The organism is Chryseobacterium arachidis, from assembly GCF_900129245.1.
Taxonomy (GTDB): domain Bacteria; phylum Bacteroidota; class Bacteroidia; order Flavobacteriales; family Weeksellaceae; genus Chryseobacterium; species Chryseobacterium arachidis.
The window spans coordinates 14,333-32,307 of the sequence record NZ_FQUT01000005.1 but is presented as its reverse complement, the minus strand read 5'-3'; the positions used below and the strand labels follow the sequence as shown (position 1 = coordinate 32,307).

Genomic DNA, 17,975 nt, shown 5'->3' with positions numbered 1-17,975 from the left:
TCCAGCATTTCTGCCGGACATTTTATACTTTTAGAAAGATCTTAGTGACCTTCGTTTCCATCAATTCCGTGAGCATGTCCGTGAGACAATTCCTCTTCAGTTGCAGGACGGGTATTTAAAATCTCAACCTGGAAATCCAAAACTTTTCCTGCCATTGGATGGTTCAAGTCTGCTACCACAAATTCAGGTGTAACTTCCACAACAAAAGCCTGGAAATTATTTCCCTGGTTATCAGATAAAGGCAAAATAGCTCCAACAGGTGGAATTCCAGATTCTCCGAACATATCGATTGGCAATTGTGCAATCGCATCCTCCTGCTTTTCACCGTAAGCTTCTTCAGGCTGAATAACGAAAGCTGCAGTATCGCCTGCTTTCAAACCAAGGATGTTTTGCTCAAATTTAGGAATCATCATCCCAACGCCATATAAAAATGTAAGTGGATTTTCAGCTGTTGTCTCTTCTACAAGAATTTTAGTTCCATCTTCTTCGATAGTGTGAAGAATGTACTTTACAGCTACCACGTGATTGTTGTCGATTGTCATATTTCTTTTCTTTTCTTCGTGAATTTTTTCACGATTTATTTCGACAAATATAGTCTTTTTGAAATGATTGCTGGAATGAGTGAGTTTAATTTAACTTCATAATAAATCAAAAAACTAAAATTTATTTAAACGCTATGGTCACAAAGTATTTTGATTGAATGGCTACTAATTTCCGTTCGCAATAGCTTGACACTCAGCTAAGACTTCCTCTATCATTTACTGAAAATATTCTGGCACAAGTGAAATCCAGCCTTTGTAAAAGCTATTCTTCATTATTTTTAGCCTGCTTTTTCTTTTGCCTTAAAACATACAGATACAGACTCTCCACCTTCGTTCTTGCCCAAGGCGTTTTTCTCAGAAATTTCAGAGACGAACTGATGCTCGGGTTATCCGTAAAACATTTGATATTGATTTGTTTTCCTAGCTCCTCAAAACCATGATAATATTCTACCAGTTCTTCGAGAATGGCATCAAGTCTTTTTCCGTGAAGTGGGTCTTTAGATTGCTGTTCCATTCTGTAAAGTTAATTATTTCATTTCTAACCTCATCTAATGCTATAAATTCACCTGTAAGAAATGTACAGTGCTAAACCTAACGGGTTTTAGAAACCCGTTAGGTTTGATGGGGTAAAATTGCATTTAGTTACAAACAACACTGAAACAAACTAACTACAACTGCATTTTATTACAAACAAGGTTGTTTTAAACAAAAGTATTCTGCATTTCGCTACAAACAACCTTGAAATAAACCAACTTAAATTGCATTTTGTTACAGACAGGGTTGTTTTAAATAAAATGTGATATACGGAAGTCGCAAACAAGATTGTTTTTAACAAACGGAGAACTTCGAAAGCTGCAAATGGGGTTGAAAAAAATGTACGATTTTATTTCATAATAAATTGTAATATTTTTACACGTTATTTTAAATTTAAAAACACGCTGGAGATATATTGATTTGATTTAAATCTGAACTTATAATTTTCAAATAAAGAGCATACAGAGATAGACAACTTCATTATTAATAACAGAAATCGACAGGTCGCTCTTCCAGAGCTTAAATCTAAGACTGCTTTTTTCTTTCTACTAACAGTAAATCCCGATGGGATTAATTAAGCTCCGGAGGAGTTTTCTGTTCATAGAAAATAATGTCTTTTAAAGTTATAGCTCCTGAGGAGCGATCTGTTCATTGTATTTAATCTATTCGAACAAAAATTATTTATTATTTAAATCAAACTAAGCATCTAAATTCTATCTGAAATAAAACTTTCTCTAAATAATAGATTAATTTAGCTAATCCAATTGAAAAGCAAAACTTACCTTAAATAAAGTTGAAATGAGTAGAAATACCGATGCCAACAGAAAACTGCACAAAAAGAAAATCGATAATAAAAAACGTAAAATTCAGGAAGCCGAACTGAAAAGGAAAAACCGTCTGAAGGAAATGCGCGAAAATAGAAAAGAAAAATCAGACGAAAAGCAAGAAAACGAAGATTAGTTACATGAAAATTCTACACACCGCCGACTGGCATTTAGGTAAACGTCTTGACCGTTTTTCCAGACTGGAAGAACAGGTTTTGGTAATGAATGAAATCGTTCATATTGCCGATGAACAGAATGTTGATTTAGTTTTGATTGCCGGAGATTTGTTTGATAATTTCAATCCGAGTGTGGAAGCGGTGGAACTTTTTTATAAAACCCTGAAGCGTTTATCTTTAAACGGAAAACGTCCCGTCATTGCCATCTCTGGAAATCACGATTCTCCGAGTCTGATTGATGCGCCCGATCCTTTAGCAAGAGAATGCGGAATTATTTTAATCGGCCATCCGAAAGCAACCGTTCATCCTTTTGAACTTGAGCATTTTAAAATTTCAAAATCTGCAGAAGGATTTATCGAACTGGAGCTTAAAAGCCGCCCATTCCCCGTAAGAATTCTTCACACACCGTACGCCAATGAAATCCGTCTGAAAGAATATTTTGGAGAAGATAAAGAAGCTGCATTAAACAATGTTTTAGCCGAACACTGGAAAAAAAACGCCGATGAATTCTGTGATGAAAACGGAATCAATCTTTTGATGACGCATTTGTATATAAATAAAAAAGGAGCTCCGATATTAGAAGAACCGGAAGGCGAAAAACCCATCAAAATAGGTAACGCAGACTTGGTTTTTTCTGATATTATTCCAACACAGATTCAATATACCGCGTTGGGACATTTGCACGGTTTTCAAAATATCGGAACGGATGAAAAACCTGTAATTTATTCATCTTCTCCGCTTTGTTACAGCTTTAGTGAAGCAGGCCAAACAAAATATGTATCAATAATCAATGGTGAACCTAATCAACAAGTTTCGTTTGAAAAAATTGCTTTGCAACACGGCAAAAAATTAGTCAGAAAAACATTTGATTCCATCGAAAATACAGTGAAATGGCTTAATGAAAATCCAAATACATTGGTCGAATTAACTTTAGAAAGTGAAACTTTTTTAACCGCTAATGAGAGAAAAAGGCTGTATCAATCGCATAGCGGAATTGTTCATCTGATTCCGAAGATAAAAAATCAGGAAACGAACGGAAATAATCTGAGTGAAATTAATCTTAATCAGGACATTCAGGCTTTGTTTAAAGATTATTTTAAATCTAAAAACGGCGGTCAGGAAGCGAATGAAGAACTCATTAATTTGTTTAATGAAATCGTTTCAAATAATTCGTAACTTAAAATTAAAAGGATTTTTTAACAGCAAAAGAGACAAAAGAAAATTTTGAAAATAATTAAGTCAAAAGTTTACAAAATGTAAGAAACTTGGTTTTGCAAACTTTTGAATATCTAAGAAGCATCAAAATCTTTTGTTCCTTTTGCGGTAAAATAAAAACACTTATAAAAATGATTCCAATTCAATTGACTTTAGAAGGTCTATATTCTTATCAGGAAAGGCAAAACATCGATTTTGAAAATCTTACGGAAGCAGGTCTTTTCGGCATTTTCGGGTCGGTCGGTTCCGGCAAATCTTCTATTCTGGAAGCCATTTCTTTTGCATTGTACGGTGAAACTGAACGCTTGAATGCAAGAGATAAGCGCACATACAATATGATGAATCTGAAATCAAACAAATCGTATATCGAGTTTGATTTTTTGAATTATGAAAATAAAAAATTCCGTGCGACAAGAGAATTCAGACGAAATTCTAAGAATTTTGAAGATGTAAAAACACCCACCGTTACATTTTACGAATGGAAAAATGAAAACTGGATTCCTCTGGAACATTCCAATGCGGAGAAATTGGTGGGTTTGAGTTATGCAAATTTTAAGCGAACCATCATTATTCCTCAAGGTCAGTTTAAAGAATTTCTGGAACTCGGCGCAACAGAACGAACCAATATGATGAAGGAAATTTTCAATCTTCAGCGTTTTGATTTGCAGAATAATGTTTCGGTATTAAATGCGAAAAACAGATCAGAACTCGATCAGTTGGAAGGTCAGCTGAAAGGTTTTGAAGAAGTCAATGAAGAACAGATTACAGCTCAGAAAGAACATTTAAAAACGGAACAGCAAAAGTTTGAAGAAGTACAGAAAATTTTCAGAGAAACGGAAGAAAAATATGTTAAACTGAAAACTTTAAAAGATGATTTTGAGCTTTTAGGTCAGAAAAAATCAGATTTTGAAAAACTGGCTCAACAAAAATCTGAGATTGATGTTTTAGAGATAAAAACAGAACTTTATGACAAAGTTTCCCGAATTTTCACCCCTTTAATTTCCGAGAAAAATAAAATCGCGAAAGAAATTTCTGAACAGCTGAGCAATAAAAAAGCTCAATCTGAAATTTTACAGGAAACTGAAGTTCAGTTTGAAAATATTAAGAGTAAGCTTTCAGCCATTCAGCCGAAATATGAAGCTTTGCATCAGTCTAAAATTCAGGAAAACGATTTGAGTCTTATTATTCAAATGCTGAAATTTTCGGATGAAATTAAAACCTTACAAGAACGAACAAAAAAAGGTTCGGAAAAAGTAAAAGAAGTTGAAGCGAACCAAAAATTAATTCAAAGCAAGATTGAAGAACTTTCAAAAAACGCTGAACTTTTAAAACCTAAAAAATTAGATTCCAATTTACTTTTAAATGTCGGAAACTGGTTTTCAGAAAAGAAAAAATTAGCGGAAACATTACAAATTCAATCAGGGAAAATTGAGTTAAAAAAACTTGAAACCGAAAAAATTCTTGATGAATTAAAGCCGTTTGAAATCAATCCTGAAACTTTTAAAAATGATTTTAAAACGCAGGTTGAAGCATTAGAAAATAAGAAGAAAGCGCTTGCCGAAAAACGAAATCATCTTGAAGTTCAGCAGAAACTGGCACATTTTGCAAATGAGCTGCACGACGGAGAATCCTGCCCCCTCTGTGGCGCTTTGGAGCATCCGAATATTGTGCATTTTAATGATGTGAATTTAGAATTAAATGAAATTCAGAAGCAGATTGAGCAGCTTGACATTCAAAAAGAAAATATTCAGAAACAATCTTTAGAAATTGAAAAAATTCTTGACCGGAAAAAGATTTTTGAGGAACAGTTGAAATCGGAAGAGGAAAGTTTAAAACAGATTCAAACTCAAATTGCTGAACATTTAAAAAACTTTAACTGGGCAACATTTAATGCAGAAAACCAAAATGATTTCGAAGAAAAAAGACAGCAATCTTTTTCTATTGAAAAACAAATCGATGAGCTGAATCAGCAGATTTCTTTAGAGCAAAAAAATCTTGAAAAGGAAAGAGAAAATCTCGACAGTTATAATAAAGCGTTGGAAAAATTCAGGCTTGATGAGGCAAAAAAAGAAGAGCAAATCAAGACCAATGAAGCCAATTTAAAGGTTTTGCAGTGGATTAACTATAAAGAAAAAGCCATTGTTGAGGTAGAAGAAATTTACACGAAACTTGCGAAATCAAACCTTGAAACGGAACAGAATTACAATCAATTCATCAAAGAAGAAAAAGAAATTTCGCCCAAATTAGCCGAACAAAAAACGATTGTTCATCAATTGGAAAAACGGATTTCTGAACTGGAAAAAGAAATTTCAGAGAATATAAATCAGATTGAAAAAGCTTTGTCTGAACAGCAATTCAGCACTTTGGAAGAAGTTTATCAAATTCTTGCTCAGGAAATCAATGTTCAGGAAATAAGAAATCAGATTCAGCAATTCAGAATTCAGTTTGAGACGTTAAAAAACAGTATTCTTGAACTGGAAAATAAGCTTAAAGATTTTTCATTCAACGATGAAGAATTTTCAGCCATTGAAAATCAGTTCAAAACTTTTGAAAATGATTTAAAAACCGCCAACGATTCTGTGGTAAAAATCGCAACAGAAATTGAAAGGCTTGAAAAAGAATTCAGGAAAAAAGAAAATCTTTTAAAGGATTTGGCACTACTTCATAAACGTGCAGAAAATCTGAAAATCATGACCAATCTCTTTAAAGGAGCGGGTTTTGTGCAGTATGTTTCCTCGATTTATCTTCGTCAGTTATGTGATCATGCCAATGTTCGTTTTCATCGGATGACGAGAAATCAACTAAGTTTACAGTTGAACGAAAATAACGATTTTGAAATTATCGATTATTTGAATGAAGGGCGAAGCCGAAGTGTGAAAACGCTTTCCGGAGGACAGGCTTTTCAGGTTTCTTTAAGTCTTGCGCTGGCTTTGGCTGAAAGTGTACAGACAAATGCACAGTCGGAGAAAAATTTCTTTTTTATCGACGAAGGTTTCGGAACTCAGGATGTGGAATCGGTGAATATCGTCTTTGAAACGCTGATGAATCTTCAGAAAGAAAACCGGATTGTGGGAATTATTTCGCACGTGGAGGAACTGAAGGAGAAAATTCCGGTGTCACTGAATATTAAAAAGGATGAGGAAAGAGGAAGCTTAATTGAGATTGTTTAATTCTTTAACACATCCATCAGTTACATGAGTTTTTATACTTTGTAATATTTTAGAACACTTGAGTTGAAAATTAAAGATTTTCAATTTTTGTTTACATTTGAATCATTAAAAATTATCATGCAGAATTTACCCCTTATCTTAAAACCTTCGAAAGTTAAAAGTGTCATTCTTATTCTGATCAGTATCGGTTTTGTTGCTTTAGGAATTTCATTGTTAGAAAAAAATATGCTGATTGCCGTGCTGAACATTGTTTTCTTCGGAATCGGACTGATTATATTCATTATCAACCAGCTCCCAAATTCATCTTATCTGAAAATCGACAAAAGAGGAATTGAAATGAAAAACCTTTTTAGAACCACTTTTATTCCTTGGCAAGCAGTTAGTAGTTTTAGAACAAAGTATATTTTCGTTAATAAAATGGTAGTTTTTGATATCGACCAGAAACTTTTAGAAAACTCCAAAACTAAATCAAAAACAGGTGCTTTTCCTGATACTTACGGAATGTCTGCACAAAAACTTGCAGACCTTCTGAATGAGTACAAAGCTAGATTCGAGACAATCTAAATAAAAACTCCGCTGAAAATATTTTCAGCGGAGTTTGGTTTTATCTTACCTGTGGCGCAACTTTTTCACCAAACAGTTCAATAGACTTCATCATCACATCATTTGCAGGATCTCCAACATCCATGTGACCGATAAATCTTGTAATTCCAAAAATCTCTTTCATGTAAGCAATTTTATCGGCGACTTCATTGGCATTTCCGATAAATAATGCTCCGTCTTTGCTTCTTCCGCCTTCATATTGCATTTTTGTATAAGGCGCCCATCCTCTTGAAGAACCGATTCTGTCCATCTGAGACTTATAATTATGGAAATATCCATCCACAACATTTGGATCATCACTTACAAAAGTGTGTGAATGAATCGCAATCTGCATTTCAGATTCAGGGTGACCAGCGTTAAGATATTCCTGCTTATAGAATTCAATTAAGTTTTTAAACTGAATCGGCATTCCTCCAATAATCGCAACGACTAAAGGCATTCCCAGTTTTGCAGCACTCAAAACGGATTGCGGAGTTCCTCCAACTGCTCTCCAGATTGAAAGTTTTCCGTTGTTTTTTGCTCTTGGATAAACGGTCTGATTCTGCATTGGGGCACGCAGTTGCCCAGTCCACGAAACGTTTTCTTCTGAATTTATTTTTAATAATAATTCTAATTTTTCGTCAAAAAGCTGTTCGTAATCATTCAATGAATAACCGTACAGAGGAAAAGATTCGATAAAACTTCCTCTACCGACAAAAATTTCAGCACGACCATCGGAAATTAAATCCAACGTCGAAAAATCTTCATACACTTTTACGGGTTCAGACGAACTTAGAACCGTTACCCCACTCGCCAATTTAATGTTTTTGGTAACGCTTGCCGCTGCAGCCAAAACGATTTCCGGTGAAGAAACCGCGTAATCGGGACGGTGATGTTCTCCCATTGCGAAAACATCAATTCCTACCTCATCCATCAGTTTTACCTGCTCAATGATTTCACGGATTTTGATTCCTGCATCTTTATATTTTCCGGTATTTTGGTCGAAACCTAAGTCGCCAAACATTCCTATTCCTAATTCCATATTGTTGATTTTTATAGATACAAATTTACTTCAACTAAAAATCAGACGCATTGATCTTTGATAAGAATGGACGTTGTTTAATTCTAATAATTTTAATCAAAAAAAAATCCAACCTCATCGGCTGGATTTTAAATATTCTATTTCTTCAGATAAAGATCAAAATAATCCGTTACTTTCTGCATCAGATGTACTCTGTCTTTTCCGATCACGTTATGAGGATGTCCCGGATATGCAAAATAATCCATCTGTATGCCTTTGTCGACCGCAGATTTGATAAATTTAATCGAATGCTGCCAAACCACGACATCATCCTGAGCTCCGTGGATCATTAATAACTTACCTTTAAGGTTCTGTACTTTATCCAGAAGATTAGCTGCTGCGTACCCTTGTGGATTTTCCTGCGGTGTATCCATATACCTTTCTCCATACATAATTTCGTACATACTCCAGTCGATAACAGGACCACCTGCCACACCTACCTTAAATACTTCCGGATGTCTAAGCATGAAGCTGGTCGTCATGAAACCTCCAAAACTCCATCCGTGAATTCCCATTTTCTCCGAATCTACATAAGGAAGAGATTTCAAATACTCTACTCCTTTCATTTGGTCGTTCATTTCGGTTGTTCCTAAATTTCTGAAAACGGCCTGCTCAAATTTCATTCCGCGGTTGGCAGAACCTCTTCCATCCATTGTGAAGATGATATATCCGTTCTGCGCCATGTATTCGTACCACAGGTTTCCTGAAGCCGGAAACGTGTTTGTTATTAATTGTAAATGCGGTCCATTATACAAATAAACTATTACAGGATATTTTTTGTTTGGATCAAAATTCGTTGGAAGAATGATTTTTCCGTACAAAGGTGTTCCGTCATCTGCTTTCAGATTTACACTTTTAATTTCAGGTCTCTGATAGTTTTTTAATGTATTTTCAGCCGTAAGCAGATTGTTTGATTTTAATGTGTTGGTATTAATAATATTGGCAACTCTTGGTGTATCCGCATTACTGTACACATCATAAAGGTAACTTCCGTCATTGCTTAAAATTCCGGTATGTACACCTTCAGCATTGTCCAGTCTTTGCATTTTAAAGTTGGCCCAGTTGATTCTGTACAGATGTTTTTCTAAAGGAGTTTCTTTTGTAGAAGTAAAATAAATTTCTTTTTTCTTCTCATTAAAACCTAAAATATCCGTTACCAGCCAATCTCCCTTTGTAATCTGGGAAACCAATCCTTTTTCCAGGCTGTAATGAAACAAATGATTGTACCCTGTTCTCTGGCTCTGCCAAATGAAATCCGTATTTGAGTTTGGGAAAAAAGTTAACGGATGCTGAGGCTCAACATATTTGCTGTCTGTTTCTTCGAATAAAGTTTTCACTAAATTTCCTGTCGCTGCATCATATTGATTCATCTGCAGATGGTTCTGACCTCTGTTCAGAACACCTACAAAAATATATTTTGAATCCGGGCTCCACGTTACAGCCGTTAAATACTGATCTTTTTCTCCTTCAATATGTAAGAAAGTCGTTTTTTCAGTTTTGATATTGAAAACACCCAAAGTCACTTGATGAGAAGTTTTTCCCGCCATAGGATATTTGATATTTTCATTAACAGCCGGAGTTACCGACCAATCGATGATCGGATAATCTGCAACCATGGTCTGATCCATCCTGTAGAACGCAACGCTTTCAGAGTTGGGAGCAGGGAAAATTCCGGTGTCAATCCCAAATTCGTTTCGGTGAACATTGGAAGCTCCGTTCAGAATATTTTCGTCGGTATCGTTGGTTACTGCAATTGTTTTTCCGTTTTTATTAATGAATAAATTATTCTTTACCGTAAATGCAAACGTCTGGTTATCTCCGAAGACTTTTACATTCGATGCATTTTCATCAACGGCAACTGAGCTTTTTGTTTTCCAGTCGCTTCCCGATTTTTCAAGCCAGATCATCTTTCCGTTTGAATTGAAATATCCCTGAGAATTGCTGATAAATTTAATTTGTGGAACTGCTTTCAATTTGTTGTCCGCCAGATTTTTATTCAGCTGCGTTAAAGATACCAGCGTATCTTGTTTGCTAGTCTTCAGATCTGTAATTAAATATCCGCCTTTCACTGCCTGAATGTAAGATTTTCCATCTGCAGACCATGAAAACTGAACGATATTTTTAACGGCTAAATTGGTTCTCATTCCGTTTACGGCCTCCGCCATCGTAAATTTTTGGGTCTGAGCAAATGCACTGCTTCCCAAAACCAGCATCATTAAAGATAATTTAGATAATTTCATTGTATAAAATTGAATCCATCAAAAATAAGAAATAAAAACCACTCGTTAAGAAATGTTAAATTAAAAATGATTTTGTGGTATTGATAAGAAATATTGCTTACCTTAATGTTCGGTTTTATGAATGGTTTTCGTTGATTGTTGAAGGAATTTCTATGTTGATTTTAGCTAATCCCTAGCCCCGATAGGAATGGCATCCTTTTTTGTTGCGGCTGGAACGAAGTGGAAGCCGTAACAAAAAAGATATAATGGATAGCGGGAAATAGCTCCTCATTGGGTTTGAGAGTAAGAGTGTTTTAGAGTTTGAAAGTTTAAGGATGGGAGTTAAACATTTTGGATAAGCTGTGTTCTAAAATTTCTTCTTTTTGAAATTGATAACTTTTTCGTTTAATGCATGCGAAAATCATTTCTTATCCTACGTCAATGATTTGTACCTGTCACTTGATATAAATTTGCACTATAAATAACAACAAAAAATACAATACAATGGCAACAAAATGGAACCTAGACCCAGCGCACAGTGAACTTACTTTCAAAGTAAAACACATGATGATTTCTAATATTAAAGGAAACTTTACAGATTTTACCGCTGAAATTGAAACGGAAGACGATAGCTTCGCCAACGCAAAAACTACGGCCACTATCCAGACGTCTTCTATCTCTACACACAACACAGACAGAGATAACCACCTTAGATCTGCTGAATTCTTCAATGCTGAGGCAAACCCTACGATTACTTTCGAATCTTCTGCATTGAATAACGAAGTAACAGGAAACCTTACCATCAACGGAATCACTAAACCAGTGGTTTTGGATGTAGATTTCAACGGAATTAACGTAGATCCGTGGGGAAATACCAAAGCTGGTTTCTCTTTTGAAGGGAAAATCAACAGAAAAGATTTCGGATTAAACTGGAATGCAGCTCTTGAAGCGGGAGGTGTAATGGTAAGCGAAGAAGTAAAAATCGCTGGTGAATTACAATTCGTGAAACAAGCGTAACAAATTAAGGGATTTTTTTTAAGAGCCCTGAAAGGGCGACTTCGTAAAGAATAGGATGCAAATCCTATTTGAATTAAATAAAAATCCACAAAAATTTCAACATAAAAAGGTTCAGGGCTTTCTAAAAACCTTGAACCTTTTTTCATTTAACAATCAATACAATGAACCTCAACGATCTACAAAATATCAGCGAAAACTTTGCAAACACTGAGAAAATGCCAGTCCTTTTTTTGGGACACGGCTCACCGATGAATGCCATTGAAGAAAATGAGTTTGTACAGGGCTTCAGAAAAGCAGCGACCGAAATTCCGAAACCGAATGCGATTTTATGTATTTCGGCACACTGGTTTACCAACGGAACTAAAGTGACAGCGATGGATATGCCACGCACGATTCATGATTTCGGAGGTTTTCCACAGGCTTTGTTTGACGTTCAGTATCCTGCTCCCGGCAATCCTGAGCTGGCAAGAGAAACGGCAGAATTATTGGCGCCAGTTTTGGTGGAAGAGGATCATAATTGGGGACTGGATCATGGAGCCTGGTCGGTGATTAAACACATGTACCCTAATGCAGATATCCCGGTAATCCAAATGAGTATTGATTATACAAAACCTCCTCAATATCACTTTGATCTCGCTAAAAGGCTGAATAAGCTTCGTGAAAAAGGGATTTTGATTATTGGAAGCGGAAATATTGTTCATAACTTAAGACTGATCGACTGGCGAAACATTAATACAGTCGGAGCCGGATGGGATTGGGCGATTGAAGCCCGTGAGAAAACCAATAACTGGCTTCTGGACGGCGATTTCCAACATATCATCAATTATCAGAAACAGGGAATTTCATTGCAGTACGCTATTCCTACACCGGATCATTATCTACCGCTGATTTATACATTAGGACTAAAAGAAAAACCTGAAAGTCTGACCTTATTTAATGATGAACTGATTGGTGGCTCACTAAGTATGACGAGTGTGAGAATCGGATAAAAATAAAACCGGAAGATAAAGTCATCTTCCGATTTCTATGAATGAAGGGAAATTAAATTCTGTGAATAGAAACAATATGCGGATTTCCGTTAATCGGTGCATAAATTTCCACAATAGCTTCCCAAACTACCTGAGAACCGCCTGGCAAAGATGCTAAACATTTGAAACGGTAATTGGTTCCGTTTACCAATTGGGTAGAGACTTCTTGAGGTTTGTAATTTACACCTACTAATCCCTGCATTGCTTCGTTAAATACTTTTTGATCTTCCGGCGTAAGAGTGTGGTATTTTGTCCAGCCTCCTACTACTAATTCTTGTGTTTCCATAATTAATATTTTTGGGTTCCTACTCTTGTGGCTTTTCGGATTTCGCCCCGTTTTTAATGGTTTCTGGTCTCCATGGTTATTAGTGTTGTTGTGATCACTTAGCAAATGTATAACAGATAAAACGAATGGGTTAGCGTAGATATACTAATTTTTCACAGTTAGTAGAAATACTTAATCATCTGAAAATTAAACATATTTAAACCAAAAAATTTAGTAATATTGTTTACCATGAAAAAAACGATATTACTTTTTTTACTTCTGTTTTCTTTTTGCTGTTCAGTTGCACAGGTTATCCAAGGCAGAATTGTAAATGATGCCGGACAGAAAATCGACAATGTCAGTATATATATTGACGGCACAAAAATCGGGACCACCTCAAAAGAAGACGGAACTTTTATTCTGAATCTGCCTTCGAAAAATTTGGGAAATATTATCTTTCAGAAAGAAAATTATGAAACCGTTGCAACACCGGTTTCACAAGCTTTAGACAAGACATTAAAGGTTATCCTTCTTAAAACCAATGATATTGAAGAAGTCACCATCATACCTTACACCGAAGAAGCCTACAGAAATTACATCACTTACTTTCTTCAGAATTTTATCGGTTACGATCTTGAAAATGTGAAAATTAAAAATAAAAGATCCTTAAAATTCGCTTACGACAAAAAGAATAAAACACTTAAAGTAAAAGCACCGAAAACATTAATCATAGAAAATAAAAACCTGGGGTACGAAATTGAATATAATCTTGTGAATTTCAGTGCAGATTTTAATACTAAAATTGTAAGTTCTTTTGGAACGAGCCTCTTTAAAGAAATCAAAAATAGTGACAAGATCAGGCTAAATCGCATGAATGCCTATGACGGAAGTTTGCTCCACTTTTTCAGAAGTGTATACAGCAATAAGATTTCCGAAGATCAGTTTGTGGTGAATCATGTCTTGAAAGTTCCCAATCCAAAATATCCGACAAAAGAAGAATTAAAAATGTTGCAGGACTTTGCAGAAACCGTAAAAACCAATAAAGTTCTCAGTATTCCTGAAAATATCAGTGAGATTTCCCGCCGGAAAAATAACGAGAAACCTTATGCACTGGCAATTACCAGGACCCTGATTCCCGATTCAGACTATGTGAAAAGAAACGGAGAAGTAGTACTTTTCAGCTTTAAAGATATGCTTCAGGTGAATTATAAAAAATATTATTACGAGCTGAAGAACAGAGAATTTATAAAAAGTAAAATCCCGGTAGTACTTTCATCATTTCTTCATCCTGACGGCGAAACTTTTGAAGTATCAAAGGACGGAAATATTTCGACTCCCGATTTGCTCATCACAGAAGGGGATTTTTCTAAAAACAGGATTGAAAATATGCTTCCTTTGGATTATCAATTGGGAGATTAAATTGAACTTATTTAGCATAGAAAAAATAACCACAAAAGGGACAAAAATTGCTTGAGAAGTCTTCGCCTCTTTTGCGGTTAAAATTAATTTTCAGTTTAAACTTTTATTGTACAGCCTGCAAAACATTAATATTTCCATACCCATAATCTGCATTTTTAGTTGGATAATAGATAGAAGACTGTCTCATTTTATTCAGCACCTGATCTCTCGTCCATGAAGGATTTTTTGCCCATACCAACGCTGCAATTCCTGCCGTGGAAGCCGTTGCTACCGAGGAGCCACCCACGTAATCTGTCTGTCCGTTGTAGTAGCTGAGTACAGGAATGCTGTTTCCTGAAGCTCTTTCCATCTGATAGGTAAAATCAATCTCAGATCCGGAATGGCAAACGTCACATTTCTGATTAGAGGTATTTTCTTTTACACCGGTGATCGCCTGTGTTTCGGGCATCCAGGCCGGGAAAATCACTCCTACGAAAGTTGTAAAGCTTGTAGAAGTTCCTCCTGCACAGAAAATCAGTTTTCCTTTTGAATACGCATATTTCACTCCGTCTTCAATTTTTCCTACAGAAAAAATATGTCCCATCGACATAGAAATGATTTTCACACTGGTATTATTTCCCAATTCCGTAAAGGCAATTTTCACTCCGTTTTGTTCATGATAACCATCCAACACGACATTGGAAGCCGCTCTGTATGTCACTAAATTAGCATTATAAGCTACACCGACTGGCTGCCCCAAGTTATTTCTCGGCGCTGCCATCGCCGAAGCCATACTTGTTCCGTGACCGCATTGATCCGCAGAACCATCATAGCCCGTACTCCACGGCCACACAGAATCTACGTATACTCCGTTTTTACTGATTGTTCTTCCGGAAGACAACCCATTATTGAAACTGCTCCCCAGCAAAGTCTGTTCAGGAGAAACACCACTGTCGATAACTCCGATAGTAACTCCGGCTCCGGTGCTGTAGTTCCATGCATTGATAATATCGTGTTTAGCGAACGACCAGGGTGCTTTCGCATTAGGCGTAACTGTCGTGTAATCTGATGCATTTAAAGCTGTTGATTCAAACCCACAGCCTGATGAGCTGCTGCTTGATTTTGCTGTTGTTCCGTATTTTCGTTCGTTTTCAAAATAATGATAATCTGCAGGTTCCAGATAACGGATATTTTTCATTTTTCTGAGGGCAATTACCGTTTCCTGCTTCTCAATCACAACATCGATTTGATTTAAATATTGGTCGGAAGACAACAGAATTCTTTCGGTTTTTCCTTCATATTGTTCAATTACTTTTAAAATTTCCGCTTCGATGGTTTTGTTGTTTGAATCTAAATTTCTGTCGAAAGATGATCCAAATCCTATTGATGCGATATGGTTTCCCTGAAAGATGGCACTCCAAACGAAATGGTCAGAAGATTCTTTCCAGGAAAATCTTCCTTTGGTTTTGATCGTTCCGTTGATTTTTTCATTGATCTGCTTTGCCGTTAAAGGATCTTTCTGTGTGATCTCTGTTTCCGCAAGATTGTTCTGAAGGTCGTCTCTGTTACACGCCGTAAAAACAAAAAACAGCATGAGTAAGTAAAAAGCATTTTTCTTCATAAAAAAATAATATTTGATTGGTGAAACCAAGATATCACTTTACATTGAATTACAGAAAAATGAATTTTAAATATTTCTTATTTTATTATGCCTGAAATATAAATTAACGTAATGAATCAGAGAGTCTTTTTATAGCAAACACTATTTTCTGCGCCGACATACTGTCCATAATTAGGGATAAGCTGATAACCATTTTTTGTATACAGAGCAATGGCTTCCGGCTGTTTCAGCCCAGTTTCCAAAACAGCGAAGGTAAAATCTTCATCTCTTGCCCATATCTCAAGTTCTCCCAGTATTCTTGAGGCATAACCTTTCCCTCTATATTCAGGTAAAACAAACATTCTTTTGATTTCCACCGTGTCATCATCAAATTTCTTGAATGCACCGCAAGCAACTGGTTTTTCACCGATATAGAAAAGCGCGCAGTTTTTCAGCTGATCAATAGCATTAAACTGGTGATAAAATGCATGTTCTTCTCCATCACGAACAGCAAGATCCTGGTCTAAAAATTTCACTAAATATCGAAAGTCTGTATTGGAAGAATCTGTTCTTTTTATTATCATTTAAATTGTCTTTGCATTACAAAATTAATGATTTTTGTTTTTTAATTTCCCCATAGATTGTACGGATTTACACATATGCTTATGTTTTATAATGCTCATTAAAAATTATAAAATATGATCATTCATCTGTGCAAATCTGTGCAACCTGTGGGACAAAACAAAAAAGACTCCCATTCTGGAAGTCTTCATATTATTTAAGTTAAAAAATTAATTAACCACAAATTTTCTTTCATTAATCAATTCCGCAATAGCCAGCATATCTTCACCAATCAATCGGTCGTCTTCAAGCTTAGCCACTTTTGAGCGAAGAACGGCATAGTTTTCTTCAATTATTTTTGAGCATTTTGCAGGTCTTCTGAATTCCAGACCTTGAGCAGCAAACATTAATTCAACCGCTAAAATATTCACCAAGTTACCCAAAACCTGATTGAATTTTCTTCCTGAAATACTTCCCATAGAAACATGATCTTCCTGACCCAAACTCGTCGGAATGGAATCTGCAGAAGCCGGGAAACATAATGTTTTATTCTCCGTAACCAACGCTGCAGAAGTATACTGAGGAATCATGAATCCCGAATTTAATCCTGAGCTTTCCGTTAATAATCTTGGTAAACCGTATTTTCCTTCCAATAATAAATAACTTCTTCTGTCTGAAATATTTCCTAATTCAGCCGCCGCTAATGTTGCATAATCTAAAGGTAAAGCCATCAATTGTCCGTGGAAATTCCCTCCGGAAATCGATTCTTCAGCACTTAAAACAATTGGGTTATCGGTTACAGAATTCAATTCCGTTTCAGCCATCATTTTCAGGTGTTCAAACGCATTTCTGCTCGCTCCGTGCACCTGCGGAACACATCGCATGGAATAAGGATCCTGAACTCTGTCACAATATTCGTGAGCTTTCATATTTTCAGAGCCTTTTAAAAATTTCAGCATTCTTGCTGCCACTTTTTTGCTTCCTTCAAACGGTCTGATTTCATGAAGCTCTTTTTTGAAAGGACTTTCAGAACCTCTGTAGGCTTCAAGACTCATAGCTGCAGTCATATCTGCCAAATCCAGTAAATACTCGAATTTCTCCAATCCTTTGATCGCATGAGAAAGGATGAACTGAGTTCCGTTAATTAATCCTAAACCTTCTTTCGGACCTAAAGTCAATGCTTTAAGATCATTTTTTTCTAAAATTTCGGCTGTTTCAAAAATTTCATCTCCCACCCAAACTTTTCCTAAGCCTAAAAGCGGTAAAACCAAATGAGCCAAAGGAGCCAAATCACCTGAAGCTCCAACAGAACCCTGCTCCGGAACTACAGGAATAATATCTTTCTCCAGCATTAAGATCATTCTTTCGATTACTTCCAGAGAAACTCCCGAAAATCCTTTTGATAAGGCATGAACTTTAGCGATCATCATGATTTTTGAAAATTCCTTATCAATTGGCTTTCCTACCCCCACCGCATGGGAAATAATTAAATTATATTGCAGCTGCGCTGTTTCTTCTTCAGATATTTTCACATCACACAAAGGTCCGAAACCTGTATTGATTCCATAAACTGTTCTGTCTGACTCTACAATTTCCTTTACGTTCTTTTGAGATTTTAAAATCTGTTCTTTAGCAGCCTTGTTAAGTTTAGCTTTATTTGGAGTTTTGCAGATCTCCAAAACATCATGGAAACTCAAAACATCTACACCGTATATCATTCTCTAAAAATTTGTCTTAAAATTACACATTTAACAATAATTGGA

The 17,975-nt window shown here is 35.9% G+C and carries 15 protein-coding genes; 7 read left to right on the top strand and 8 right to left on the bottom strand.

The window, feature by feature from the left end; all coding sequences use genetic code 11:
- Positions 1-41: 41 nt before the first annotated feature.
- The gene (locus tag BUA89_RS10865) at positions 42-542 is read right to left on the bottom strand and encodes an FKBP-type peptidyl-prolyl cis-trans isomerase (protein ID WP_072957244.1); all 501 of its coding nucleotides are present in this window, start codon (positions 540-542) and stop codon (positions 42-44) included.
- A gap of 262 nt (positions 543-804) precedes the next feature.
- Positions 805-1,056, bottom strand: coding sequence for a VF530 family protein (locus BUA89_RS10860; RefSeq protein ID WP_072957240.1), 252 nt, complete (start codon positions 1,054-1,056; stop codon positions 805-807).
- A gap of 818 nt (positions 1,057-1,874) precedes the next feature.
- Between BUA89_RS10860 and BUA89_RS23125 the strand changes: the two genes are divergently transcribed.
- The 4 genes from BUA89_RS23125 (at position 1,875) to BUA89_RS10845 (ending at position 7,025) form a co-directional block, all read left to right on the top strand.
- Positions 1,875-2,036 (top strand): hypothetical protein, encoded by a 162-nt coding sequence (locus BUA89_RS23125; RefSeq protein WP_178362455.1) that lies wholly within the window; start codon positions 1,875-1,877, stop codon positions 2,034-2,036.
- Positions 2,037-2,040: 4 nt separating this feature from the next.
- Positions 2,041-3,252 carry a metallophosphoesterase family protein gene (locus tag BUA89_RS10855; RefSeq protein WP_072957236.1) on the top strand — a complete coding sequence of 404 codons (1,212 nt, stop codon included), beginning with the start codon at positions 2,041-2,043 and terminating at the stop codon, positions 3,250-3,252.
- A gap of 170 nt (positions 3,253-3,422) precedes the next feature.
- Entirely contained in the window at positions 3,423-6,461 is a 3,039-nt protein-coding gene (locus BUA89_RS10850; RefSeq protein ID WP_072957233.1) for an AAA family ATPase, read from the top strand.
- Positions 6,462-6,578: 117 nt separating this feature from the next.
- On the top strand, positions 6,579-7,025 hold the full coding sequence (locus BUA89_RS10845) for a PH domain-containing protein (protein ID WP_143152326.1): 447 nt from the start codon (positions 6,579-6,581) through the stop codon (positions 7,023-7,025).
- A 40-nt stretch (positions 7,026-7,065) separates the two neighbouring features.
- Here BUA89_RS10845 and BUA89_RS10840 read toward each other — a convergent pair whose 3' ends face one another.
- Positions 7,066-8,085, bottom strand: coding sequence for an LLM class flavin-dependent oxidoreductase (locus BUA89_RS10840; protein ID WP_072957227.1), 1,020 nt, complete (start codon positions 8,083-8,085; stop codon positions 7,066-7,068).
- 137 nt (positions 8,086-8,222) lie between these two features.
- Entirely contained in the window at positions 8,223-10,364 is a 2,142-nt protein-coding gene (locus tag BUA89_RS10835) for a S9 family peptidase (RefSeq protein ID WP_072957222.1), read from the bottom strand.
- A 483-nt stretch (positions 10,365-10,847) separates the two neighbouring features.
- Here BUA89_RS10835 and BUA89_RS10830 point away from each other — a divergent pair, with 483 nt between their 5' ends.
- Entirely contained in the window at positions 10,848-11,360 is a 513-nt protein-coding gene (locus BUA89_RS10830; RefSeq protein WP_072957218.1) for a YceI family protein, read from the top strand.
- A gap of 161 nt (positions 11,361-11,521) precedes the next feature.
- Positions 11,522-12,349 (top strand): 4,5-DOPA-extradiol-dioxygenase, encoded by an 828-nt coding sequence (gene ygiD, locus BUA89_RS10825; protein ID WP_072957214.1) that lies wholly within the window; start codon positions 11,522-11,524, stop codon positions 12,347-12,349.
- Between the two features lie 52 nt (positions 12,350-12,401).
- On the opposite strand, the gene BUA89_RS10820 is transcribed toward ygiD, so the two are convergent.
- Complete coding sequence (locus BUA89_RS10820; RefSeq protein ID WP_072957211.1) at positions 12,402-12,674, bottom strand: hypothetical protein; 273 nt, start codon at positions 12,672-12,674, stop codon at positions 12,402-12,404.
- Positions 12,675-12,902: 228 nt separating this feature from the next.
- On the opposite strand from BUA89_RS10820, the gene BUA89_RS10815 reads away from it, so the two are divergent.
- A complete protein-coding gene (locus BUA89_RS10815; protein ID WP_072957208.1) occupies positions 12,903-14,072 on the top strand; it encodes a carboxypeptidase-like regulatory domain-containing protein in 1,170 nt (389 codons plus the stop codon).
- 103 nt (positions 14,073-14,175) lie between these two features.
- Here BUA89_RS10815 and BUA89_RS10810 read toward each other — a convergent pair whose 3' ends face one another.
- The 3 genes from BUA89_RS10810 to hutH all read right to left on the bottom strand — a co-directional run bounded on the left by BUA89_RS10810 (position 14,176) and on the right by hutH (position 17,930).
- The gene (locus BUA89_RS10810; protein ID WP_072957205.1) at positions 14,176-15,672 is read right to left on the bottom strand and encodes a S8 family peptidase; all 1,497 of its coding nucleotides are present in this window, start codon (positions 15,670-15,672) and stop codon (positions 14,176-14,178) included.
- A 116-nt stretch (positions 15,673-15,788) separates the two neighbouring features.
- Positions 15,789-16,235: a GNAT family N-acetyltransferase gene (locus tag BUA89_RS10805; RefSeq protein WP_072957202.1), complete on the bottom strand. Its 447-nt coding sequence runs from the start codon at positions 16,233-16,235 to the stop codon at positions 15,789-15,791.
- A 207-nt stretch (positions 16,236-16,442) separates the two neighbouring features.
- Complete coding sequence (hutH, locus tag BUA89_RS10800) at positions 16,443-17,930, bottom strand: histidine ammonia-lyase (protein WP_072957198.1); 1,488 nt, start codon at positions 17,928-17,930, stop codon at positions 16,443-16,445.
- Positions 17,931-17,975 lie beyond the last annotated feature (45 nt).